This is a genomic window from Xanthomonas graminis pv. graminis, assembly GCF_030168915.1.
GTDB classification, from domain to species: domain Bacteria; phylum Pseudomonadota; class Gammaproteobacteria; order Xanthomonadales; family Xanthomonadaceae; genus Xanthomonas_A; species Xanthomonas_A translucens.
On sequence record NZ_CP076255.1, the window covers coordinates 3166885 to 3190221 of the forward strand.

Sequence of the window (23337 nt, forward strand, 5' to 3'; positions counted from 1 at the left end):
GCACCCCGTCAGTACTTGCGCTTGGGTAGCTCGGCGGCGGCCTGCTCCTGGGTGTACACCGATTCTTCGACCACGATGCGCTTGGGCAGCGGCTTGCCGGCCTTGGCGTCGCGGATCGCCTGCACCAGTTGCGGACCGAGCAGCGGATTGCATTCGACGGTGACGTTGAGCTTGCCGGCCTGCATCGCCTCGAACGCGCCCTTCACCCCGTCGATGGAAATCACCAGGATGTCCTTGCCCGGCTTCAGCCCGGCTTCCTCGATCGCCTGGATCGCGCCGATCGCCATGTCGTCGTTGTGCGCGTACAGCACGTCGATGTTGCGCCCTTCCGACTTCAGGAACGCCTCCATCACTTCCTTGCCCTTGGCGCGGGTGAAGTCGCCGCTCTGCGAGCGCACCACCTGGAAGCGCGGGTTGGCCGCGATGATTTCCTTGAAGCCCTGCATGCGGTCGATCGCCGGCGCCGAGCCGACCGTGCCCTGCAGTTCGACGATGCGCACCGGCTTGTCGCCGTCCTTCAGCGGCGACTGTTCGAGCAGCCAGCGCCCGGCCTTGCGCCCTTCCTCGACGAAGTCCGAGCCGATCAGCGTGGTGTACAGGCTGTCGTCGGAGACCTTGACCGCGCGGTCGGTCAGCACCACCGGGATGTTCGCCGCCTTGGCTTCGCGCAGCACGGTTTCCCAGCCGGATTCGACCACCGGCGAGAACGCGATCACGTCCACGCGCTGGGCGATGAACGAACGCAGCGCCTTGATCTGGTTCTCCTGCTTCTGCTGCGCATCGGAGAATTTCAGTTTCATCCCCGCCTGCTCGATCGCCTGCTTGACCGAGGCGGTGTTGGCGGTGCGCCACTCGCTCTCGGCGCCGACCTGGCTGAAGCCGACCGTGATCTGGCCCTGCTTGGCGGCCGCGTCCTTGCCGCCGCCGGAACACGCGCTCAACGCCGCGCCCAGCAGGACCACCATTCCCAGCACCGCCGCACGCATACCTGACTTCTGCATAACCCCTCCTCGTTGATTGCACGCTGGCGGTCGCGCGGCGCTCGGGCCGCGGCGGCCGCCCACCCTCCCAGGCAGGCGCGCGAATGGATCGATCAGTTCATCCCGCGAATGTATAGGCCGTCTTGACCGTCGTATAGAACTCCACCGCATAGCGGCCCTGCTCGCGCGGGCCGTAGCTGGACGCCTTGCGCCCGCCGAACGGCACGTGCGGATCGACCCCGGCGGTGGGCAGGTTGACCATCACCATGCCGGCCTGCGCATGCCGCTTGAAATGCGTGGCGTGCTGCAGCGAGCGCGTGGCGATGCCGGCGCACAGGCCGAATTCGGTATCGTTGGCCAGCGCCAGCGCGTGTTCGTAGTCGTCGGCCGGCATCACCGCCGCGACCGGGCCGAACACTTCCTCGCGTGCGATGCGGTGCTGCGGCTGCGCGGCGATCAGCGCCGGGCGCATGTAGTGGCCCCGATGCTCGCATTCCAGCGCGTCGCCGCCGTACACCAGCTCGGCGCCTTCTTCCTGGGCGATGCGCACGTAGTCGCGGTCCTGCGCGAACTGGCTGGCGCTGGCGACCGGGCCGATGTCGATGCCGGGGGTCAGCGCATGGCCGATCTTCAGCATGGCCAGGCGCTTGCTCACACGTGCGACGAATTCATCGTACACCGCGCGCTCCACGATCAGCCGGCTCGACGCGGTGCAACGCTGGCCGGTGGAGAAATACGCGCCGTTGACCGCGATTTCCACCGCCAGGTCCAGGTCCGCATCGGCCAGCACCACCAGCGGATTCTTGCCGCCCATTTCCAGCTGGATCTTCAAGCCGCGCGCGGCCGCCTGCTTGAGCAGATGGTTGCCGGTGGGCACCGAGCCGGTGAAGCTCAGCGCGTCGATGCCGCGGTCCTCGACCAGCGCCTGGCCGACGGTGCGGCCGCTGCCGATCACCAGGTTGAATGCGCCGCTGGGCAGGCCGGCGCGGCTGAGGATCTCGGCCAGCGCCCAGGCGCAGCCGGGCACGATCTCGGCCGGCTTGAACACCACGGTGTTGCCGTAGGCCAGCGCCGGGGCGATCTTCCACGCCGGGATCGCCAGCGGGAAATTCCACGGCGCGATGATGCCGACCGTGCCGACCGGCTCGCGGGTGATCTCCACGTCCACGCCAGGACGGGTGGAGGCGAGTTTTTCGCCGGGAATGCGCAGCGCCTCGCCGGCGAAGAACTTGAAGATCTGCCCGGCGCGGGCGGCCTCGCCGATGCTCTCCGGCAGGGTCTTGCCTTCTTCGGACGCCAGCAGCGTGCCCAGCTCCTGCTTGCGCGCCAGGATCTCGCTGCCGACGAAGTCCAGCGCGTCGGCGCGCTGCTGCGGCGTGCTCGCCGCCCACTTGGCCTGCGCCGCGTTGGCCGCGGCGATCGCGCCGCGCACCGCGTCGGCATCGACGCTGCCGACCTCGCCCACCAGCGCGGACAGGTCGGACGGATTCTCGTCCGCCGCGATGTCGCTGCCGGCCACCCACTGGCCGTCGATATAGCTCTGGAAACGTTGGCTCATGCCGTTCTCCTGTTCGGTTACAGCGCGCGCACGCCGCCCAGGTCGAACCCGGCCGACACCCGCTGTAGCGGATTGACCAGGGCGGCGCCCAGTTCCGGCAGTTCGATCTCGAAACGGTCGCCCGGCTCGGCCTGCACGCCGTCGGCGAAGCTCAGCGTGGCGGTGCCGAAGAAGTGCAGGTGCACGTCGCCGGGCACGCGATGCGCAGCGTACTTGAAGTGGTGGTATTCCAGATTGGCCAGCGAGTGGCACATGTTGGCCTCGCCGGTGACGAAGGGCTTCTCCCAGATCAGCGCATCGCCGCGGCGGATGCGGCTGCTGCCGCGCAGGTCGCGCGGCAGCTCGCCGCTGCGCAGCTCCGGCCCCACCGCGCAGGCGCGCAGCTTGGAATGGGCCAGATACAGGTAGTTCTGGCGTTCGGTGACGTGGTCGGAGAACTCGTTGCCGAGCGCGAAGCCGAGCCGGTACGGCACGCCGTCGGCGCCGATCACGTACAGCCCGACCAGCTCCGGCTCCTCGCCGCCGTCCAGGGCGAAGTCCGGCGACGGCAACGGCGCGCCCGGCGCGACCAGGATGCTGCCGTCGCCCTTGTAGAACCATTCCGGCTGCGCGCCGGGCTGGCCGTCGCGCGGGATGCCGCCTTCCACGCCGAGCTGGAAGATCTTCATCGAATCGGTGAGCGTGCCCTGGTCGGCCTGCTGCTGCAGGTTCTGGTGCATCGCATCGCGGGTGGCGGCGCTGCCCAGGTGGGTCAGGCCGGTACCGGTGACGCGGCAGTGCGCCGGGTCCGGATGGGTCAGCGGCGACAGCACGCGGTGGTTCGCCAGCAGCTCGGCGTAGTCGAGCACGATGTCGCCGAGCTGATGCGTGGCGTAATCGTCCAGGCCGAGGCCGGCGGCCAGCGCGGCGTTGGCCAGCGCATAGGTCGAGCCGACTTCGCGCAGCAGGCGCACCTGGGTGCCGTCCGCCTCTACGGCGCCCACGCTGGGGATGCCGGACTCGTCGAGCAGTTGGATCAATCGCATGAATCGGTCGCCTGTCGGAATACGAAAGCGCGGCGCGGCAGCACAGACCGCCGGTGCCGCGGATGCGCTTCTATTCTGGCCGGATGACCTATATGCAACAAATATCGTTTTTGGCTTAATGTATACGAACATTCATATGCATTGGGCCGCCATGCCTGCCGCCACGCCCTGGTTCGTCCGCGCCCGCCTGAAGACCCGGCAATTGATGCTGCTGCTGGCGATCGAGGAGGAAGGCAACATCCACCGCGCCGCCGAGACCTTGAACATGTCGCAGCCGGCCGCGTCCAAGCTGCTCAAGGACCTGGAGGACATGCTGGAAGTGCCGCTGTTCGAGCGCCTGCCGCGCGGCATGCGCCCGACCTGGTACGGCGAGGCGATGATCCGCCACGCGCGCATCGCCCTGTCCAGCCTGGGCGAGGCCGGCGCCGAGATCGAGGCGCTGAAGGCCGGCTATTTCGGCAGCGTCAGCGTCGGCGCCATCGCCGGGCCGGCGATGACCCTGCTGCCGGCCGCGCTGGCCCAGGTCACAGAGCAGCATCCGCTGCTGCGCGTGGCGCTGCGCGTGGACGGCAGCGACGTGCTGCTGGAGCAACTGGCGCAGAACAAGCTCGACATCGTGGTGGCGCGGCTGTTCGCCCGCCACGACAAGCGCAACCTGCACTACCAGGCCCTGGCCGAGGAAGAAGTGTGCGCGATCGCCCGCCCCGGCCATCCGCTGCTGGCGATGCCGCAGCCGGCGCTGCGCGAACTGGCCGCGGCCGGCTGGATCGTGCCGCCGGACGGCAGCGTGCTGCGCCACCGCTTCGAGCTGATGTTCCAGAACGCCGGGCTGGAGCCGCCGAAGCGGGTGGTCGAGACCTCGGCGCTGGTGGTACTGCCGCAGCTGCTGCGCCATGGCGACTACCTGGCGGTGGTGCCGGTGGACGTGGCCCGGCATTTCGCCGACCACCGCAGCGTGGCGATCGTGCCGGTGGACCTGTCGTGCCGCATGGACGCCTTCGGCATCGTTACCCGCACCGACTGGCTGCTGTCGCCGGGCGCGCGGATCATGCTGCAGGCGCTGCAGGACGCGGCCGGGCCGGTGTACGGCTACGTTGCGCCGGCCGGGGAAGTGTCGGCGCCGGCGGATGCGCGAACCGAGGGATGAGGTCGGGGCTGAAGCCCCTCCTACAATGCACCCAGCCAGCCAACCGCAGGTCTCCTGTAGGAGCGGCTTCAGCCGCGACCGAACGCAGCGGCAAACATTCCTTCTTCGGACACCGTCGGGGCTGAAGCCCCTCCCACAGTGCACCCGGCCAGCTCGCCGCAAGTCCTGTAGGAGCGGCTTCAGCCGCGACAGAACGCAGCCGCGAAGCATGCGCGCCGACAAAGCGCGGGGCTGAGGCCCCTCCTACAGTGCACCCGGCGGACGTGCCGCAAGCGCCTGTGGGAGCGACTTCAGTCGCGACGAGCGGCGTCTGGAATCGCGCAGGTTGCAGCGATCTGTCGGGGTCGAAGCCCTCCCCTACAGGTCGGCGACAGATCCGCCGCCGCTCACGTCCAGCCCGCATCCACCACGAATTCCTGCGCGGTGATCGCGCGCGCCTCGTCCGAGGCCAGGAACAGCGCCATGCGCGCGATGTCTTCCGGCATCACCTTGTCCGGCAGGCACTGGTTGCGCGCCAGTTCGCGCTCGCCGGCCTCGTCCAGCCACAGCGTGACCTGGCGCTCGGTCATCACCCAGCCCGGGGTCAGCACGTTGACGCGGATCCGCGCCGCGCCCAGTTCGCGCGCCAGGCCGCGGGTCAGCCCGTTCACCGACGACTTGGCGGTGGCGTAGACCGGATAGCCGCCGGTCTTGGTCTGCCAGCCGGTGGAGCCGAGGTTGACGATCGAACCGCCGCCGAGCCGCTTCATGCCCGGCACCACCGCCTGGATCGCGAAGAACGCGGCGCGCTGGTTGATCGCCACGCAGCGCTCCCAGTACGCCGGGGTCACCGCATCCAGCGCATGCCGGTCGTCGCTGCCGACGTTGTTGAGCAGCACGTGGAAATCGCCCAGCTCGGCGGCGGCCGCGCCCAGCGCCGCCTGCAGCGCGGCCACGTCGGTGACGTCGCAGCGGCGCCACCACGGCCTGGTCAGGCCAGCCGCGGCCAGCCGCTCGGCCAGCGCCGCACTGGCCTCGGCCGCCACATCGACGAAGGCGACCTGCGCGCCCTGCCCGGCGAAGGCCTCGACCAGCGCCGCGCCGATGCCCGACCCGCCGCCGGTGATGAAGACCCGGCGTCCGTGCAGGCTGCCGTAGGTTGCGTTGCCGGTGCCGGGAGACGCCGCGTTTGCCGTGTTGTCCATGCCGTTTCGCTCTAGGTGGATGAGATTTTGATATATGAAAACAAATATCCATAGTCAGATATTTGTTATTTTTCATGTATCAATATGCCCGCTAGCATCGCCGACGTAAAGCACCCCGGGCGACGCCGTGCAGGCACCGATCCGGGCCGATCAGGTCTCGAGGAATCCGCCAGCATGGGCTCACCCACCAAACCGGTCCGCCGCAGCCAGGCGTGGTTCGGTCGCGAAGGCAAGCAAGGTTTCTACTACCGCAGCTGGCTCAAGAGCGCCGGCCATCCGCACGACATGTTCGACGGGCGCCCGGTGATCGGCATCTGCAACACCTGGTCGGAACTGACCCCGTGCAACGGCCACCTGCGCGAGCTGGCCGAACACGTCAAACGCGGCGTCTACGAGGCCGGCGGCTTCCCGCTGGAATTCCCGGTGATGTCGCTGGGCGAGACGCAGATGCTGCCCACCGCGATGCTGTTCCGCAACCTGGCCAGCATGGACGTGGAGGAATCGATCCGCGCCAATCCGCTGGACGGCGTGGTGCTGCTGATGGGCTGCGACAAGACCACCCCGTCGCTGCTGATGGGCGCGGCCAGCGTGGACCTGCCGACCATCGGCCTGTCCGGCGGCCCGTCGCTGTCGGGCAACTGGCGCGGGCAGCCGCTGGGCTCGGGCACCGGGGTGATCCAGATGTCGGAGATGGTCCGCGCCGGCACCCTGAGCCAGGACGAGTTCGTCGAGGCCGAGGCCTGCATGCAGCGCTCCAAGGGCAGCTGCATGACCATGGGTACCGCCGCGACCATGGCCAGCATGGTCGAAGCGCTGGGCATCTCGCTGCCGGAAAACGCGGCGATCCCCGCGGTCGATGCGCGCCGCGCGCGGCTGGCGCGACTCAGCGGCCGGCGCATCGTGCAGATGGTCGAGGACGACCTGCGCATGTCGCAGGTGCTGACCCGCTCGGCGTTCGCGAACGCGATCAAGGTCAACGCGGCGATCGGCGGCTCCACCAACGCGGTGATCCACCTGCTGGCCATCGCCGGGCGCCTGGGCGTGCCGCTGAGCCTGGACGACTGGGACCAGTTGGGGTCGCGGCTGCCGTGCCTGGTCAACCTGAAACCGTCCGGCCAGTACCTGATGGAAGATTTCTACTACGCCGGCGGACTGCCGGCGGTGATGCGCGAACTCGGCGCCGAGCTGGACCTGGACGCGCTCACCGTCAACGGCCGCACCCTGGGCGAGAACGTGGCCGACGCGCCGTGCTGGAACCGCGAGGTGATCCACGCGCTGGACACGCCGTTCCGCGAACAGGCCGGCATCGCCGTGCTGCGCGGCAACCTGGTCCCGGACGGCGCGGTGATCAAGCCCTCGGCCGCCTCGCCGCACCTGTTGCGGCACCGCGGCCGCGCGGTGGTGTTCGAAAGCATCGAGGACATGAAAGCGCGCATCGACGACGAGGCGCTGGACATCGACGCCGACTGCATCATGGTGCTGAAGAATTGCGGCCCGCGCGGTTACCCGGGCATGGCCGAGGTCGGCAACATGCCGCTGCCGCCGAAGCTGCTGCGCGCCGGCGTCACCGACATGGTGCGCATCTCCGACGCGCGCATGAGCGGCACCGCCTACGGCACCGTGGTCCTGCACGCCTCGCCCGAAGCCGCCACCGGCGGCACCCTGGCGCTGGTGCGCGACGGCGACATGATCGAACTGGACGTCCCCGGGCGCTCGCTGCACCTGGAAGTCAGCGACGAGGAACTGCTGCGCCGGCGCAGCGAATGGACCCCGCTGCCGACGCCGCTGCGCGGCTGGAGCAAGCTGTACGTGGAACACGTGCAGCAGGCGCACCTGGGCGCGGACCTGGATTTCCTGGTCGGCGGCAGCGGTGCCGACGTGGCCCGCGACTCGCATTGAATCCGAATCGCAACGCGCCGGCGCCCGGCGCGGGGCGCTCGCACAGCAAGGCAAGGGATAGCGGTACCGCAGGCGGATGCGCTACCTGCGGTACCGCGGGACACGGCCGACACAGCGCCGATGTCCCGCTTGCGCGCGCCAAGGCATGCCCCAGCGCACCTCGTTCAACACGCCGCCAGATCCTCGAACAGGCAACGATCGTCTTCCGGAGGCGCACGCTTGCGTAGCATCTGTTCGGCGATCTGCACCGGATCGCTCCCGACCGTCGACTGCCACCGCGCCGGCGCCTGCTGCGGCTGCTTCGCCTGCTGCGGCTGCGCGCGGTCAGCCGGGACATCCGCACGCGCAGTGCGCACGTCCTGTCCCTGCGTCTGCGGCTCCGACCGTTCGAAGCGCGCGAACCGCTGGTCCGATTCCAGGATCTGGCGCACCGAACGCGCGTAGCGATCGCGCTCGGCCGGCGTCTCCGAGTGGTACGCGCCCACCGCCGCCCAGCTGTTGCCGTACTTGTTGATCATCTGCCGCAGATGCCAGGCAGCCACATAAGTGCTTTCGCAGGGATCCATCAGCTCGCGCACCGACACCCCGTACTGCGACAGGCGCCGCAGATGGATCGAATTGATCTGCATCTGCCCGTAGTCGATGCTGCCGTTGGCGTTGCGATGCAACGTCTGCGGCCGCGCGCGCGATTCCTGCCAGGCGATGGCTTTGAGCACGCGCGCATTGACCTGCTGATAGGCCGCGGCCTGCTCGAAGCACCCGGCATGCGCCAGCGGCGTGGCGAGCCACGCCGCAAGCAGCCATCCTATCCGACGCATACGGGCTACACCGCACTGAACTGGAACGACACGTCCGCCGAGGCGGAAAGCAAGCCTTCGTCCCGGCCGGATTGCCTGGCCTTCCTTTCCATGGCATCGTCCAACTGGCGCTGAATCGCATCCTGCTGAGCCTCGGACAGCGGCGGCATATCGCCGCTCCCGCCCTGTGTCGCCAGATTGTCCTGCAGGTCATCGGCCAACTGGTCTGCAATCGAATCCTCCTGAGCCTCAGACAGCGGCGGCGTATCGCCGCTTCCGTCCTGTGTCGACAGATTGTCCTGCAGGGCATCGTACAACTGGCCCGCAATCGAATCCGCCTGAGCATCAGACAGCAACGGCGTATCGCCGCGCCCGTCCTGCGTCGATTGCTTGTCCTTCCCTTCCATGGCATCGGCCAACTGGCGCGCAATCGCATCCTCCGTAGCGCCGGACAGCGACCCCGTATCGCCGAGCCCGATCTGTATCGACAGATCGCCCAGCCCGCGGGATTGCGTGTAGTCCGGTTGCAGGGACTGCTCCAACTCGCGCGCGATCGCATCTTCCACCGCGCCGGGCAGCGACCCCGTATCACCGAGCCCGATCTGTATCGACAGATCGCCCAGCCCGCGGGATTGCGTGTAGTCCGGTTGCAGGGACTGCTCCAACTCGCGCGCGATCGCATACTCGATAGCGCCGGACAGCGACGCCGTCTGCGCTTGCTCGGCCGCTTCGGCCAACGTGCGGCTGACGCCAGCCTCTGCCTTGTCCAACGTGCGGTCGACGCTGGCGTCGGCCGAGGCCAGATCCTTTTTCAGCGGCTCCAGCAACGGCTCGGCCACGTCCTTGGCGCTGTCGCGCAGCATCCACAGCGGCTTGCGCGCCATCGTGTCGCCGACGACATTGGCGTACTTGGCCAGGGGCGTGTCAGCCATAAACGTACGTGTGAGATTGGCGCCGACACTGGCGACCATCCCTTCCGGCGTCAGCGTGGTGCACACGTTGAACGCATTGCTCGCCACGGACAGGCTATCCTTGCCCAGGCGGTCGAGACGGCCATGTGCCACGTCCTCGGCGCAACGCACGCCGCCGGCCACAACGCCTTCGGCGGAATCGACGAATTGATTCAGGCTTTTATCGACGGCGTCGCGGGTCTTGTCCACCACGCCCTTTGCGGACTGGACGAGCTTTGTGAGGCCCTTGTTCAGATGCGCATCGGCCACAGTGCCCAGCGCCAGATCGGTCATCGCCCCGCCAACGGTCAAGCCCAGCTTGAACTCGGCCTTGGCGGTATCGCCAATGGACTTGCCAGCCTTCCCCAATTCCTTGAGGCCACCCCTGAAATCGCCCTGCATGACATCGCCGAGGGCCTGGGCGCCATGCTCTGCGACACCTTCCACGCCTTTGGCTACGTCTTTGGCTCCCTGCTCGATGCCGTGTGCGACATCCTCGGCCGCATGCGTTATGCCATGCCCGATGCTCTTGATAAAACTTTTAAAGCTCATCGCAAAGTCCTCTTGTTTGTCGAAGTGAACCGGTGCCGGCCCGGACCAGCGACCGACCAGACGGCCGCAATCCAACATTAAGAGGATGCGCGCGCGCGCCGGTCACTGCCAACGAACCGATCGCTCTCTCTGCGAAACAAGGCCAAAAGATCCGCACATCGACGCCCAGCGGCACGATTCTTCTTCGCTCAAGGCGGTCGGATTTCGTACATCGACGCCATTACCGCGGATCGGGCGTCTAACTTAGGCCTGGGCTTAATGCCCTGACCATCGCGGTCGATATCACCCAACCATAGACATGAGAGAATCACTATGAGCATTACGATCTCTACCAACTCCACGCAAGGCTCGAATACCGACTGGGACTCGAATGGTGGCGGCAGCGGCGGCAGCAGCAGCACCAGCTCCTCCGGCCAGCTCGATCAGCTGATGGCGATGCTGATCATGATGATGCTGAAGCAGATGCAGCAGGGCCAGCAGGATCAGGGCGGTGGCCAGGACGGTGCGCAGGGTGCGCAGGGCGGCCAACAGGGCGCGCAGGGCGCGCAGGGCGGCCAGCAGGGCGGCCAGCAGGGCCAGGGGGGCGTCGACTCCATCGGTCAGGAGCTGATGCAGGTGCTGATGGCGATCATGCAGCAGATGATGAAGTCGCACGGTGGCGGCAACGGCGGCCTCGAGCAGGGTCCCGGTCCCCAGACCTACAACTGATTGCCCTCTGCGCCTCGCTCGCGACTGCGAGCGAGGCGCTACCGGCAACGCCGGTCAGGGCGAGACCACGTGCGGCGTCAGCAGGAACAGACGCTGCACGCTGCTGCGCTGCTTGGAACGGTGCTGGAACAGCCGCCCCAACACCGGCACCTTGGACAATCCCGGAACGCCGGTCACGTTGTTCTCGTCGTCATTGCTCTCGTAGCCGGCAATCAGCAGGCTCTCGCCGTCGTTGACGAAGGCCTCGGTATTGATCTGGCTGGAAGAGATCACCGGAATCTGGTCCACCATCTGCGAGGTCAACTGCCCATCCTCGATATGCACGTCGAGGCGAATCTGCCTGGCATCGGAATCGGGCACCACCGTGGGCAACACCCGCAGCGAAACGCCGGCCGACAACCCGTACAGATCCGCGCTCTGATAGCCGGCCACGCGCACGAAGAAGCGCTGCCGCTGGTCCATGATCGCCTCGACGTTGTCCAGCGTCGCCACTTTCGGCGTGGAGACGATCTTGGCGCGATTGCTCTGCTCCAGCGCCGACACCCGCGTCATCAGAAAACGTCCGGCATCGCCGAGCACGGCAGTGAGCATGCCGCCGCCGGGAGTCAGCCCGTCGGCACTGTCGCCGAGCCCGGGGTTGGCGCCGGGAGCGCGGTAGCCCAGCGCCGTCCCCTTGCCGTCGCCGTTCTGCAGGTCCAGATGGCGGTTGTGCAATCGCCAGTCCACGCCGAGATCGCGCAGTGCGCCATCCTGCACCTCGATGATCGTCGCATCGATCTGCAGCAGTTGCGGACGCGAGTCCAGTTGCTGGATCAGCGCTGCGTAATCGCCCATGCGTTCCGGGCGGTCACGGATCACCACGGCGTTGATGCGCGGATCGGCCTGGATGTAGGGCAGCTCCGGACCAAGCCCGGCAGCCTGCTCCGCGCTGCGTGCAGTCGCCGCGGCGCCGGCATAGTCCCCGCCAGCGGGTGCAGGTGCAGGTGCAGGTGCGGCCGTGCTGTCGGCGATCGGCCCTCCGCTGGGCAACGGCGGCCGTACCGGCGCCTGACCGCCGCCCAGGCCAAACCAATTGTTGGGCAGCCCCACACCTGACCCTCCGCCACCGCCACCGCCACCGCCACCGGGATCGTTGCGCGCGCCGGTATCGCCACGCTCGCCCAGCGACGGCACGCGGCGCTGTGCGGTCGAGAACGACGTACCGCCTGCGTTCGCCGCGGCATGCGTGTACATGCCGCGCAGCAAGGTGACCATCCCGGGGATCTGCACGCTCTGCCCGTCCATCTGCACGGAACGATCGGCGGCACGGGCATAGTGCAAGGGGAAGACGCGCATCTCCGTACCGTCGTGCAGCGCGCTGCTGTGATCCACCGAGCGCACCACCGCCGACACCGTTTCCACATAGCCGGGCGGACCGGACACGATCAGCGTCCGCGCCTTGTCGTCATAGCGGATCGGAAAGCGCCGATCGGCCACGCTCATCCGCTCCAGCGCCGACTTCACCTGGTCGGTAGTGGCCGCGGACAGGGTCAAGGTCGTGCTGGTGACTTCGTTGCCGCCCCACACCCGCAACACCGTCCCGTCGTAATACCAGACGAATCCGTAGCTGGACGCCAGCGTGTCCAGGAACTTCTGCGGCGGGGTAGCGAACTTGCCGCTGACCGTGCCGCTGATCTCAGGCGAAATCCAGGTCATCACCCCCTGGCTGGAGGCGAAGTCGCGCAACACATCCTTCAAGTCCTTGTTTTCGACCACATACTGGAAGTTGCCGCGATGCCATGGCACCTCGGCCGCCGCCGCCGGAGCGGCGGCGGTGTGCACCGCGATCGCCAATGCCACTGCCAAACACGCGCGCGGCACTACCGCCGATCGCAAACGATGCTGTTTCATTGATCCTCCTGTCAGCGCTGCAAAGTTTCAGCCGGGACTTCGTCGAACTGGCGCCGATAGCACTTGACCAGCGCCGACCGGCTGACCACGCCCCAATGCTCGGCTGCCTGCAGCACACCGCCGCAGCCGGATTCGGACAGTAGTTCGCCGCGAATGCCCTGCATGCGATAACGGCGCAGCACCTGGGTCGGCGACATGCCAGTGGCGGCCTTGAACGCCAACTGCAAGGCGCGCCCGGTCACCCCGATCTGCGCGGCCACTTCGTTGATCGACAGGTCGGGGCGATGCACGTTTTCCAGCATGTAGGCGTAGGCACGGCGGTACTTGGCCGGCAAGCGCGCCGAAATGTCGTCGCTGAACTGCGCCGCAGGGCCATCTTCCAGCGATCGCGCAACCTGCACTTCGCTGCGCAGGCATTGCACCGCATCCAGCGCATAGCGGTTGTACAGGCGCAGGGCTTGCTCGGTACGTCCGGCCGCATGGCAGATCTTGGCCTGGCAATACTCCAGTTCCAGATCCCAGCGCATCGATACCTGCCTGACCACGCCGGCCAATGCGCGCTCGGCCAGATCGGCGCGACCGGCGGCCAGCGCCGCCAGGGCCAGTTCCAGCTTGGGTCCATGCCGCGAGTTGCGGCCACACGCAGCGGCAGGCTGCGGAATCGCGTCGTACACCGCATCGAAAGCGCTGACATCTTCGCCGGCGATCCGCAACAAGGCGCGCACGAACTGCAGCCGCCGCGCCAGGATCGGCATCGCCGCGGCGACCTCGGCGACGCAGTGGTCGATCTCGCCGGGATCGAAGGTGCCGGTCCATTTCTCGTTGCACGCCGCGGCCTGCCAGAAGACATGGTCGATCAGCCGCTCCGAGCGGCGGATGCTCAACTGCGCGAGCATGTCCAGGCGCAAGGCATGAACGACCGAAACCAGCAGCTTGGCGGTCTCGGTCTCTGCCGCCGCTTCCTGGGCGCGATCCACGACCTGCAGCGCCTGCATGCTCTGGCCCAGATGGAAGTGCGACAGCGCCTTGCCCATCAGGCTCTCCACCCGCAGCAGCGGATCGGCATCGCGGTCCACCGCCAATTGACCGAAACAGTTCAACGCTGCACTGAGCCTGCGCTGCTGAAGCATCTGCCAGGCGGTATTGCGACAGGAGAGCAGGCGCAGGTCCGCGCCGCCGTTGCGCATGCGCTTCTGCGCCAGGCGATAGGACTCCTCGGCTTCCTCTTCGTATTCCATCATCAACAACCCATCGCCGATGGCGCACAACAGGTTCACCTCACCGAGGCCCTCCTCATGCTCCTGATCGCGGCGATGATGCAGGTATTGCAACGCCTGCGGCCAAGCTCCGTCCAAAACCTTCTTCGAATAATTCGGCAAATTTTCGTTATGGGTTAATGCAGAGATCGCAGCGAGATAAGTAGTCAAAAACATAACGTTTTCTCTCCGGGGGAATGAGAGGAAGAACCGCAGGAAACTTCTGAAGCACATGCGGCACGATGGCGCAATTCATTGTAGGTAGACGCCGCAACAGAATCTCTCAATTAACCCCAGGACGATGATCAAAAAATCTCATTCTGCCGTCGTTCGCAGACAAATATGCTCAACCCATTGATTTCTCAAGGCCACTAGCGATGAACAGCGCGCCTCATACATTCCGCAATTGTCAATCATTGAATAATTTGCAAAATGCAGACTTGATTCATCGAGCGCGGCCATGCAGGCCGCGAGCGCAGCCTGACGGTACTGATGGGGTGGCGACGAAGGCCGAGGCGGCAGCGACGATGCTGCGCACGCGCAGCGACGCGCGCTCAATGGGTCGCGGCGGACCCGCTCAGGAACTGGCCGATCTTGGCCTGGAAATGGACGAAGGACAGCTCGTCAAGCAACTGCGAAACGAACACTTGCATCAGCAACGCCAGCATCAGCAAGGCCAACGCCCCGCGCACCGGCTGGCTCAGGTTGGACGGCTCGAGTTTCTCGGCGCTGCGCGCAACCAGGCCGAAGCCCAGGTCCACAAGCACCAGGACCAGCATCACCGGTGCCGATAGCTTGACCGTTGCGGTCATCATGTTGTCGGTACTCTGCAGCACGAACTGGCTGACCAGTTGGCTCCCATCCGGCTGCAGCGTTCCCAGCGGCCACCAACGGTAGGATTCGAAGACGGCGCCCAGCAGCATGCTCATTCCACCGAGCACATAGAACAGCGTGATGGCGGTCTGCAGGATCGTATTGGACACCGGGGTGCTCTGGTCTCCGCGCAACGGATTGCTCATCTGCACATTGTTGAAACCGGCCAGGTCATCGATCACCGTGCCCACGTTCTGCGCGACCCAGAAGATGCTCGATGCGGCATAGCCGATCACCAGGCCGACGAACGCCTCCTTGCCGACCAGCGCGAACAGGCTCAGCGGATCCATGCGCGCCACCAGATCGGGCGGCTGGCCATAGGCGACGAAGCCTCCCAGCAGGTACACCACGCCATTGCGTGCGGCGCCCGGAATGGCCTCTTCTCCGGTCGCCGGCAGCACCATGAACAGCACGAAGCAACGCACGCTCGCCAGCGCCAGCAACAGCACCAGCCCGATGCCCTGCGAGTGCAGCCAGACCAGCGCCTGGCTGGCGTCGGCCCCGTTCATCGGCGCCCCGCACGCATGCCCGGGTGCAGGCGCGCACGCGCCACCACGGTCTCGGCGATTTCCTCGTCCTCGGCGAGTTCGCGTTGTTCGGCGCATTGCCGCGCGAGGCGATCGGCGCGCTGCTGGTATTGCTCTGCCTGGGAATTGTGGCGCGCCAGGCGCGTGCGCACGCCCGCAATCTGCTCCTGTTGCGCGTCGCATGCGTCCTGCGCTTTCTGCAGCGCCTGCTCGGCAGCCTGCAGTTGCCGGGCAAGCTCCTCGCGATGGCGCTCGCCCTCCAGCCACGACGCGATGCACAGCCGCGGCGCGGCGCTCAGCTGCGCCTGTTGCTGCGCCCGCTGCTCGCACTGCAGCTGTCGCTGCGCGCGCTGTTCGCGTTGCGCGTGCAGCGCATCCTCAAGCGATTGCAGTTCGCGCAAGGCCTGGCGCAACTCCGCCTCCACCGCCTCGCCACGGCGGCGATGCAGCCCCGCCAGCAACCGCCACGGCGCACGCTTCTCACTCATACAGCGCCTGCTGCAAGTGCCACAGCGACTGCTGGAAATCGGTCACATCGGCGGTTTCCTGGGCAAGGAAGGCGCGGATCGCATCGATGCGCGACACCGCCTCGTCGGCCACCGCGTCGCTGCCGGCACGGTATTCGCCGACCTGCAGCAGTGGTTCGATCTCCTGGTATTTGGCCAGCAGCCGACGCAGCTGTCCGGCCAGATCGAGATGCTCGCGGCCGACGATCTGGGTCATCACCCGGCTCAGGCTGTTCAGCACGTCCACTGCCGGATACTGGTTGCGCGCGGCCAATTCGCGCGACAGCAGCAAGTGGCCATCGAGCAGACCGCGCACTTCCTCGGCGATGGGGTCGGCCCCCGACTCGTCTTCGGCCAGCACGGTATACAGCGCGGTGATGGAACCGCTGTCGCCCATCCCGGCGCGCTCCACCAGCCGCGGCAATTCGGCGAACACCGACGGCGGGAAGCCGCGCCGCGTCGGCGGCTCTCCGCTGGCCAGGCCGATCTCGCGCTGCGCGCGTGCGAAGCGGGTCAGCGAATCCATCATCAGCAATACGCGCAAGCCCTGGTCGCGGAAATGCTCGGCGATCGCGGTACCGACATAGGCGGCCTTGGCGCGCTCCACCGCCGAACGATCGGAGGTGGCGCAGACGATGACGCTGCGCGCCATGCCCTGCTCGCCCAGGATGAACTCGATGAACTCGCGCACTTCGCGGCCGCGCTCGCCGATCAGCACGATGACGTTGACGTCGCAGCTGGTGCCGCGCGCGAACATGCCCAACAAGGTGCTCTTGCCGACCCCGGCCGGGGCGAAGATGCCCAGGCGCTGGCCCTCGCCCAGCGTGGTCAGCGCGTCCACTAGGCGGATGCCGGTGGACAGCGGCGCATCGATCAGGCGCCGCCTCATCGGGTCCGGCGCCGCGGCATGGATCGGCACCTGCGCCTCGCACTGCACCGGGCCGCGCCCATCGGCCGGCTCGCCCAGGCCGTCCAGTACACGCCCCAACAACTGTTCCCCGACCGGCACCGACAACGGTCGCCCCTGGCCGATCACCCGGGTGCTTGCGGACAATCCGAGCATCGCCCCGAATGGCGCCAGCACCGCCTGATCGCGCGCGAAACCCACTACCTCGGCGCGTTGCAGCAACCGCCCATCGGGATTGCGCAGTTCGCACACCTCGCCCACGGTGACCGCCAACCCCTCCACCCGCAACAGGGTGCCGACCAATTCCACCACCTTGCCGTAGCGCACGCCCGGCGCCAGCGCCTCCAGCTCGCGCTGCAGCACGCTGCGGTCCAGGTTCAGCACGTGACCGCCTCTGCGTCAGCCTCCTCGGCCGCTGCGCATTCCACCGCCGCGTCGTTGCCCAGCACTTTGTGCAGCACATCGCGCAAGCTGTCCAGTTGCAATTGCAATCCGGTTTCGAACACGCCGCTGTCCCACTCGCAGCGGCATTCGCCCTGTGCCAGCGTCGTGCATTCGGTCACCTCCACGCGCAACCCGCCGGACTGCGCGGCGAACCGGGCGAATGCCTGCTGCGCCGACGCGAGTTCGCCGGGGGCCACCTGCACCTGCAGGAATTTCGCCTCGGCGCAAGCCTGCTCCAGGGCATGCGCCGCCCGCCGATAGAGCGCACCGCGGTCTTCGCCCAGCATCGCGGCGCACGCATCGACGACGACCTGCAGCAGCCGCTCGCGGTTACGCAGCCATTGCTGGCGCTCATCGTGCATCGCGCGTACCGAGCGCATGTTCCAGTCGCGCAACGCGCCACGCCTGCCGGCCGCATAGCCCAGCCGCGCAACGCGCTGGAAGCGCGCGCGCGCCGCGCTGCGCAGACGTTCGGCTTCGCGCTGCGCGTTATGCACCAAGGCCTGCGCCTGGTTGTGCGCGCGCTCGGCGTCTTCCAGCAAGCGCTGCCGGTGCTGGGCCTCGGCGCGGTCCAGCTCCAGCACCGTGGATAATTCCTCACGCCGCACGATGTCGTCGTCTATCGCGACGTGGCTTTCTGTGCGCAACCGCATCATGCTGCGTTCTCCCATCTCGTGTTCTCTTGTTTGCAAAGGCGCCATTGGGCGATCAACGTTCGGCTACCGCCATCGCCTGGCAACGCCGCACTGCCCGGATCCAGGCCGGCGCTGGCCGCAGCCAGATGCGCCAGGCCCGGCCACGGCCACAGGCCGTCGGCGACCAGGCGGCACCAGCCGTCCAGGTACCACGCCTGCGCGTGCGCATCGCTGCCGCATGCCAGCAACGGCACTCGCGTGGACGCTGTCGGGCATCCACGCAACCACTGCCACAAGGACGGCCCCAGACGCTCGGCGAACCACTGCCGCGGCGCGCGCTCGATGCAGTGGCGCACCGCGTCCGACCGCGCATACAGCGCGCGCGCCAACAGCAGTTGCTGCAGCGGCGCCGGTTCCAGTAGCGCCAGCTCGCTGTCCGCATTCTCGAAGCACGTCGCCGACAGCGCGTCCAGCTGCAGGGCGGCGATCAGCAGCTCCTGCCGGCGCGCTGGCGCCGCGCCGGCCCATGCACGGCGCAGCGCCGCCTGGTCGCACAGCGGCGGCGGCGGCGACGCCTGCCCCGCAAGCGCCTGCACCCGCGACCGGTAGCGCAGCAAGCGCTGCGCCGGCGCCGCCAGCGCGCTCATTGCGCCGCGTCCCCGGACCTGGGCGGGCGCAGCCGCTGCAGCAGCGCGCGCCAGCCGCCATCGCGACGCGCCAGCCAGAACGCGGCGGCGCCGGCCGCGGCCAGCAGCAGCGCGCCCAGGCTCAGCGGCAACCACCAGGTTGCTCGCATCGGCGTGGTTTGCGTCGCATCCAGCAACTGCGACGACACCATCGTGACGCTGACGTTGTCGTAGCTGAGCCCCTCGACGCTGTGCACCACCAGGTTCTTGATGCTCGGCACCAGCGGCGCCACGTCGGTGCCCAGCCGGTACTTGACGAACACGGCGGCGCTGGACGGCTTGACCACGTTCGACAGCGGATCGTTGTTGGGCAATACGATCTGCACATCGGCCACGACCACGCCGTCGATTTCCGACAATGTCTGCGACAGCTGCTGCGAGACGCCGTAGATGAACCGCACCCGCTCCTCGGTGGGCGTGGAGATCAGGCCGTCCTTCTTGAACATCTCGCCGAGGTTGGCGTGCTTTTCCCGCGGCAAGCCGTGCGCGCGCAAGACTTCCAGCGCGTCGGCCATTTGCTCCTGCGGCGCCGACACCGTCCAGGTCTTGCCATCGTCGGGACTTTCCTTTTCGGCTTGCAAGCCCTTGCGCAGCAGCACCACCAGCATTTCGTTGGCGTCGTTCTCGGTCAGGCCGCTGTACAGCGCAGAACTGCAACTGCTCAGGCACAAAGCCAGCAGCGCGACGCACAGCCAGCGGCAGATGCCCCGGCGGGACAAGGCCGCGTCCATCATTGATTCTTGAACAGGGTCTGCACCGCGGATTTGCCGCCCTGCGCCACGGCAGTGCCGACATTGAGTTGCAGCATCGCCATGGTCATGCGGTCCATCATCTGTATCTGCCCGGCGACCAACTGGGCCGTGTCCATGCTCGGTGCGCGCGCGGCGAAGTCCTCGGCCTGGTCCATCACGCTTTGCATCGCCTTGTCTTCCGCTCCGACCAGCCGCCCGATGGCGGTGGGGTGCTGGGAGACCTGCAAATCCGGCGCGACCCGATGGCCTTGCTGCATCAACGCCTGGAATTTATGCACCGAAGCGGCCGATGGCGCCGCCTGGACCGGCGCGGCGGCGCTGCTCGTCGTGACGGCAGCCACTGGACTGATTGGCGCGATGGGCGTCATGTCATGTCTCCTCAGGCGCGAAGATAGTTGAGCGTTGCGATGTCGACGGCGGGACTGGCAGCGGCCTCGTCGGCGGCGGCACTGGGCTCGCGTGGCTCTACCGGCTGACCGTTGAGCATTTTGACCAGCGCCACCGACTCGGGGTCTCTGTCTTCCTGCATCACCTCGTTGGCACAGATGGTCCAGTCGGAATCCCCGATCGCGAACAGGCAACACGCGCGCAGCGCCTTGCTGATGGCCGGCGCGCCCTTGGACCCATCGAGACCATGCAGCAAGCGGGCCGCGTCGGCGAAGCGGCCGCGCTTGATCGCCAGCCAGGCGTCGAAGCTGTCCAGTGCCGTGACATTGGGGAGCAGCAGGCGTATCGCGCCCAGTATCGCCTCGGCTTCTTCCACCTGATTGCGTTGCATTGCCACGGTAATGATTTCGATCAGACCGTTGGTGAGGTGGTCGTTGGCTTTGAACGTACTCATCGTCGGTGTTTCCTGCAGGATGCGTCGAGCCTGCAGCCTAGCGCGGCCGCCACCGCCCCCCTCGCGGCCAGGCGAAATCCACGACACGTTGGCGAAACGATGTCAGACCGCGGCCGCATTTCGGCTTCGCCTGCGCGTCAGCGCGTTCGCGCCACGCAAGGCAAGGCAGCCTGCGCCGCCGCACAATGCATCGCCCCGGCCTGGCGTCAAAGCAATGTCCGACGAGAAGACCGAAGAACCGACAGAAAAGAAGCTGCAGGACGCGCGACGCGACGGCGAGGTCGCGTTCAGCCAGGATGCAGGCATGGCGGCCGGCGCGATCTGCGCGGTGCTGGCCATGCAGATTTCCTCGAGCTTCCTGGGCGCGCATCTGCGCGCCTTGCTGCACCTGGCGTTGGATCTGGGCAACAGCCGCGACGATAACACCCTGCGTCAGGCGATGCTGCGCATGGGCGTGGAAGCCGCATGGCTGGCGCTGCCGCTGATGCTGGCGATCGCCGCAGGCCCGCTGTTCGTCGGCCTGATGCAGACCCGCTTCAACGTGTCGTTCAAGAAGCTGGAACCGAAACTGGACGCACTGAATCCCGTTACCGGACTCAAACGCATCTTTTCGGCACGCACGCTGACCGACTTGATCAAGATGCTGGTCAAGGCGGTGGTGATCGGCGTGATCCTGTGGAAAGGCGTGGAAGGGCTGATGCCGCTGCTGCTGGGCACCGCCTACCTTCCGTTGCTGGACATCGCCCAGATCGGCTGGGAGGTGCTGGTGCGCCTGCTCGCCATCACCTGCGTGATCCTGCTCGTGGTCGCCGGCATCGACGTGGGACTGCAGCAGTGGTTGTTCGTGCGCGATCACCGCATGAGCAAGGACGAGATCAAGCGCGAGAACAAGGATGTGGAAGGCGACCCGGAGATCAAGGGCAAGCGCAAGCAGTTCGCGCAAGAGCTGCTGTTCTCCGACCCGCGCCAGCGCCTGGCCAAGGCCAAGGCGGTGGTGGTCAACCCCACCCATTACGCGGTGGCGATCGCCTATTCGCCGGAGTTCGGCGTGCCGCAGGTGGTCGCCAAAGGCGAGGACGCCGGTGCGCTGGCGCTACGCGAGGCGGCAATGGCGCAGGGCCTGCCGATCATGGCCAATCCCCCGTTGGCGCGTGCGCTCTACAAGGTCGAGCTGGACGCGGCCATTCCCGACGAACTGTTCGCGGTCGTGGCGGCCGTCCTGCGCTGGGTCGATGGCCTGGTGCAGACGCCGCCCGACGCCGCGCCAGACCTTCACTAACCACACAGGACCTTCCGCATGCAACTGACTCGTGGACTACGCTACGGCGGCGAGGCGGCGATCGCGCTGTTGGTCGTGGCGGTGGTGGCGCTGATGATCTTGCCGCTGCCCACCGCCTTGATCGACGCGCTGCTCGCCGTCAACATCGGACTGAGCGTGGTGCTGCTGATGGCCACGATGTACGTGCCGGACTCGCTGGCGCTGTCCTCCTTCCCGTCGCTGCTGCTGTTCACCACCTTGTTGCGCTTGTCGCTGAACATCGCCTCCACCAAGTCGATCCTGCTGCACGCCAACGCCGGCCACATCATCGACAGCTTCGGCAAACTGGTGGTCGGCGGCAATCTGGTGGTCGGCCTGGTGATCTTCCTGATCATCACGACGGTGCAGTTCATCGTCATCGCCAAGGGTTCCGAACGCGTCGCTGAAGTCGGCGCGCGCTTCACCCTGGATGCGATGCCCGGCAAGCAGATGAGCATCGACGCGGATCTGCGCAACGGCAGCCTCAACGCCGACGATGCGCGGATCAAGCGCGCACGGCTGGCCATGGAGAGCCAGCTGCACGGCGGCATGGATGGCGCGATGAAGTTCGTCAAGGGCGATGCCATCGCCGGCCTGGTCATCACCCTGGTCAACATCGTGGCCGGCATCATCATCGGCGTCACCTACCACGGCATGAGCGCGGCCGAAGCCGCCAACCGCTTTGCGATCCTGTCCATCGGCGATGCGATGGTGTCGCAGATCGCGTCGCTGCTGATCTCGGTCTCGGCCGGCATCATGATCACCCGCGCCAGCGGCGAAGACGACAGCGACGACAGCTCGCTCGGCAACGAAATCGGCAAGCAGCTCACCCGCAGCACGCAGGCGCTGTTCTGCGCCGCCGGCATGCTGGCCTGCTTCGCGCTGGTGCCGGGCTTCCCGTCGACGCTGTTCCTGCTGTTGGCCACGGCCATCGCCGGCGGCGGCTTCTGGCTGCGACACAAGCGCCGCGCCGCCACCGGTCCGGTGCGCGCGCCGGTGACCGGCGCCGCGCGCCGCGGCAGCAAGGGAGAGAAGCCGACGATTGCCGATCATGCACCGGACTTCGCCTCGGCCTTGTCGGTCCGGCTCGCGCCGGACCTGGCCGACCGCCTGCAAGCGGATACGCTCAGTCGCGCCATCGAGCACGAACGCACGCTGCTGGTCGAGGAACTGGGGCTGCCGTTCCCCGGGGTGAGCCTGTGGCGAACGGCGGAATTGCAGGCGCATGAGTTCGAGGTGCTGGTGCACGACGTGCCGGTACAGCGCGCCTCCCTGCCGCCGAGCGCGCAGCAGGAAACGGAACTGGCGCAGCAGGCGACGCGTCCGTTGCGCGAGCGCGCACACCAGTTCCTCGGTCTGCAGGAAACCCAGTGGGTGCTGGAGCAGATCACCGGCGACTATCCAGGCCTGGTCGCGGAAGTGCAGAAAGTCGTGCCGCTGCAGCGCATCGCCGATGTGTTGCGGCGCCTGCTCGAGGAGCGGGTTCCGATCCGCAATATCAAGCTGATCCTGGAGAGCCTGGTGATCTGGGGCCCGAAGGAGAAGGATCCGGTGATGCTGACCGAGTACGTCCGCGGCGATCTGGGCGCGTTCCTGGCGCACCGGGTCAGCGGCGGCGCCGCGCAGTTGCCGGCATTGTTGCTGGAGCAGGCGCTGGAGCAGATGATCCGCCAGGCGATCAAGCCGACCCCGGCCGGCAATTTCCTGACCATGCCGCCGGAAGACGCGAAAATGGTGACCGACCGCATCATCGCCATGGCCGGCAACACGCCGAGCGCACCGCTGGCGCTGATCACCTCGATGGACATCCGCCGCTACATCCGGCGGATGATCGAACCGCGGATCGACTGGTTGCCGGTGCACTCCTACCAGGAGTTGAATGGCCACATCGAACTGGCGCCGATCGGGCGCATCGGCTTGTAG

20 protein-coding genes and 1 pseudogene are annotated in these 23337 nt (G+C 67.2%); 5 read left to right on the forward strand and 16 right to left on the reverse strand.

From position 1 onward, the window contains the following. Positions 1–8 precede the first annotated feature (8 nt). From KHF85_RS13700 to araD1, 3 genes are all read right to left on the reverse strand, one after another. Positions 9–1001: an ABC transporter substrate-binding protein gene (locus tag KHF85_RS13700; RefSeq protein ID WP_284567083.1), complete on the reverse strand. Its 993-nt coding sequence runs from the start codon at positions 999–1001 to the stop codon at positions 9–11. 97 nt (positions 1002–1098) lie between these two features. Beyond that, positions 1099–2538, reverse strand: a complete 1440-nt coding sequence (locus KHF85_RS13705; RefSeq protein ID WP_284567084.1) for an aldehyde dehydrogenase family protein — start codon at positions 2536–2538, stop codon at positions 1099–1101. Between the two features lie 17 nt (positions 2539–2555). Then, positions 2556–3563 (reverse strand): AraD1 family protein, encoded by a 1008-nt coding sequence (araD1, locus tag KHF85_RS13710; protein WP_284567085.1) that lies wholly within the window; start codon positions 3561–3563, stop codon positions 2556–2558. Positions 3564–3714: 151 nt separating this feature from the next. On the opposite strand from araD1, the gene KHF85_RS13715 reads away from it, so the two are divergent. After that, positions 3715–4710 carry a LysR substrate-binding domain-containing protein gene (locus KHF85_RS13715; RefSeq protein WP_284569555.1) on the forward strand — a complete coding sequence of 332 codons (996 nt, stop codon included), beginning with the start codon at positions 3715–3717 and terminating at the stop codon, positions 4708–4710. 386 nt (positions 4711–5096) lie between these two features. Here the strand turns inward: KHF85_RS13715 and KHF85_RS13720 are convergent, their stop codons facing one another. After that, complete coding sequence (locus KHF85_RS13720; RefSeq protein ID WP_284567086.1) at positions 5097–5894, reverse strand: SDR family NAD(P)-dependent oxidoreductase; 798 nt, start codon at positions 5892–5894, stop codon at positions 5097–5099. Between the two features lie 174 nt (positions 5895–6068). Between KHF85_RS13720 and KHF85_RS13725 the strand changes: the two genes are divergently transcribed. Further along, positions 6069–7793, forward strand: a complete 1725-nt coding sequence (locus KHF85_RS13725; RefSeq protein ID WP_284567087.1) for an IlvD/Edd family dehydratase — start codon at positions 6069–6071, stop codon at positions 7791–7793. Positions 7794–8209: 416 nt separating this feature from the next. Here the strand turns inward: KHF85_RS13725 and KHF85_RS13730 are convergent. After that, positions 8210–8611 (reverse strand): annotated as a pseudogene (locus KHF85_RS13730) (lytic transglycosylase domain-containing protein); the annotation flags it as partial. Positions 8612–8616: 5 nt separating this feature from the next. Next, positions 8617–10092 carry a hypothetical protein gene (locus tag KHF85_RS13735; protein ID WP_284567088.1) on the reverse strand — a complete coding sequence of 492 codons (1476 nt, stop codon included), beginning with the start codon at positions 10090–10092 and terminating at the stop codon, positions 8617–8619. Positions 10093–10404: 312 nt separating this feature from the next. On the opposite strand from KHF85_RS13735, the gene KHF85_RS13740 reads away from it, so the two are divergent. Further along, a complete protein-coding gene (locus KHF85_RS13740; protein ID WP_284567089.1) occupies positions 10405–10800 on the forward strand; it encodes a hypothetical protein in 396 nt (131 codons plus the stop codon). A 54-nt stretch (positions 10801–10854) separates the two neighbouring features. Here KHF85_RS13740 and sctC read toward each other — a convergent pair whose 3' ends face one another. From sctC to KHF85_RS13790, 10 genes are all read right to left on the reverse strand, one after another. Continuing rightward, positions 10855–12690: a type III secretion system outer membrane ring subunit SctC gene (gene sctC, locus KHF85_RS13745; RefSeq protein ID WP_284567090.1), complete on the reverse strand. Its 1836-nt coding sequence runs from the start codon at positions 12688–12690 to the stop codon at positions 10855–10857. A gap of 11 nt (positions 12691–12701) precedes the next feature. After that, positions 12702–14123, reverse strand: a complete 1422-nt coding sequence (locus tag KHF85_RS13750; RefSeq protein ID WP_284567091.1) for a helix-turn-helix transcriptional regulator — start codon at positions 14121–14123, stop codon at positions 12702–12704. A gap of 377 nt (positions 14124–14500) precedes the next feature. Beyond that, positions 14501–15328, reverse strand: coding sequence for a type III secretion system export apparatus subunit SctT (gene sctT, locus KHF85_RS13755; RefSeq protein WP_284567092.1), 828 nt, complete (start codon positions 15326–15328; stop codon positions 14501–14503). Next, a complete protein-coding gene (locus KHF85_RS13760) occupies positions 15325–15834 on the reverse strand; it encodes a type III secretory pathway component (RefSeq protein WP_064539074.1) in 510 nt (169 codons plus the stop codon). The genes sctT and KHF85_RS13760 overlap by 4 nt, the downstream gene beginning before the upstream one ends. Continuing rightward, entirely contained in the window at positions 15827–17143 is a 1317-nt protein-coding gene (gene sctN, locus KHF85_RS13765; protein WP_284567093.1) for a type III secretion system ATPase SctN, read from the reverse strand. Before sctN ends, KHF85_RS13760 begins: the two co-directional genes overlap by 8 nt. Beyond that, the gene (gene sctL, locus KHF85_RS13770) at positions 17137–17874 is read right to left on the reverse strand and encodes a type III secretion system stator protein SctL (RefSeq protein WP_284567094.1); all 738 of its coding nucleotides are present in this window, start codon (positions 17872–17874) and stop codon (positions 17137–17139) included. The genes sctN and sctL overlap by 7 nt, the downstream gene beginning before the upstream one ends. Further along, complete coding sequence (locus KHF85_RS13775) at positions 17856–18485, reverse strand: type III secretion protein HrpB4 (RefSeq protein ID WP_284567095.1); 630 nt, start codon at positions 18483–18485, stop codon at positions 17856–17858. Before KHF85_RS13775 ends, sctL begins: the two co-directional genes overlap by 19 nt. Next, positions 18482–19258 (reverse strand): type III secretion system inner membrane ring lipoprotein SctJ, encoded by a 777-nt coding sequence (gene sctJ / locus KHF85_RS13780; protein WP_284567096.1) that lies wholly within the window; start codon positions 19256–19258, stop codon positions 18482–18484. The genes KHF85_RS13775 and sctJ overlap by 4 nt, the downstream gene beginning before the upstream one ends. Next, on the reverse strand, positions 19255–19644 hold the full coding sequence (locus tag KHF85_RS13785; RefSeq protein ID WP_284567097.1) for a type III secretion protein HrpB2: 390 nt from the start codon (positions 19642–19644) through the stop codon (positions 19255–19257). Before KHF85_RS13785 ends, sctJ begins: the two co-directional genes overlap by 4 nt. An 11-nt stretch (positions 19645–19655) precedes the next feature. Further along, entirely contained in the window at positions 19656–20117 is a 462-nt protein-coding gene (locus KHF85_RS13790; RefSeq protein ID WP_284567098.1) for an HrpB1 family type III secretion system apparatus protein, read from the reverse strand. Between the two features lie 214 nt (positions 20118–20331). On the opposite strand from KHF85_RS13790, the gene sctU reads away from it, so the two are divergent. Continuing rightward, the gene (gene sctU, locus KHF85_RS13795) at positions 20332–21396 is read left to right on the forward strand and encodes a type III secretion system export apparatus subunit SctU (RefSeq protein ID WP_284567099.1); all 1065 of its coding nucleotides are present in this window, start codon (positions 20332–20334) and stop codon (positions 21394–21396) included. Positions 21397–21414: 18 nt separating this feature from the next. Beyond that, the gene (locus KHF85_RS13800) at positions 21415–23337 is read left to right on the forward strand and encodes an FHIPEP family type III secretion protein (protein WP_284567100.1); all 1923 of its coding nucleotides are present in this window, start codon (positions 21415–21417) and stop codon (positions 23335–23337) included.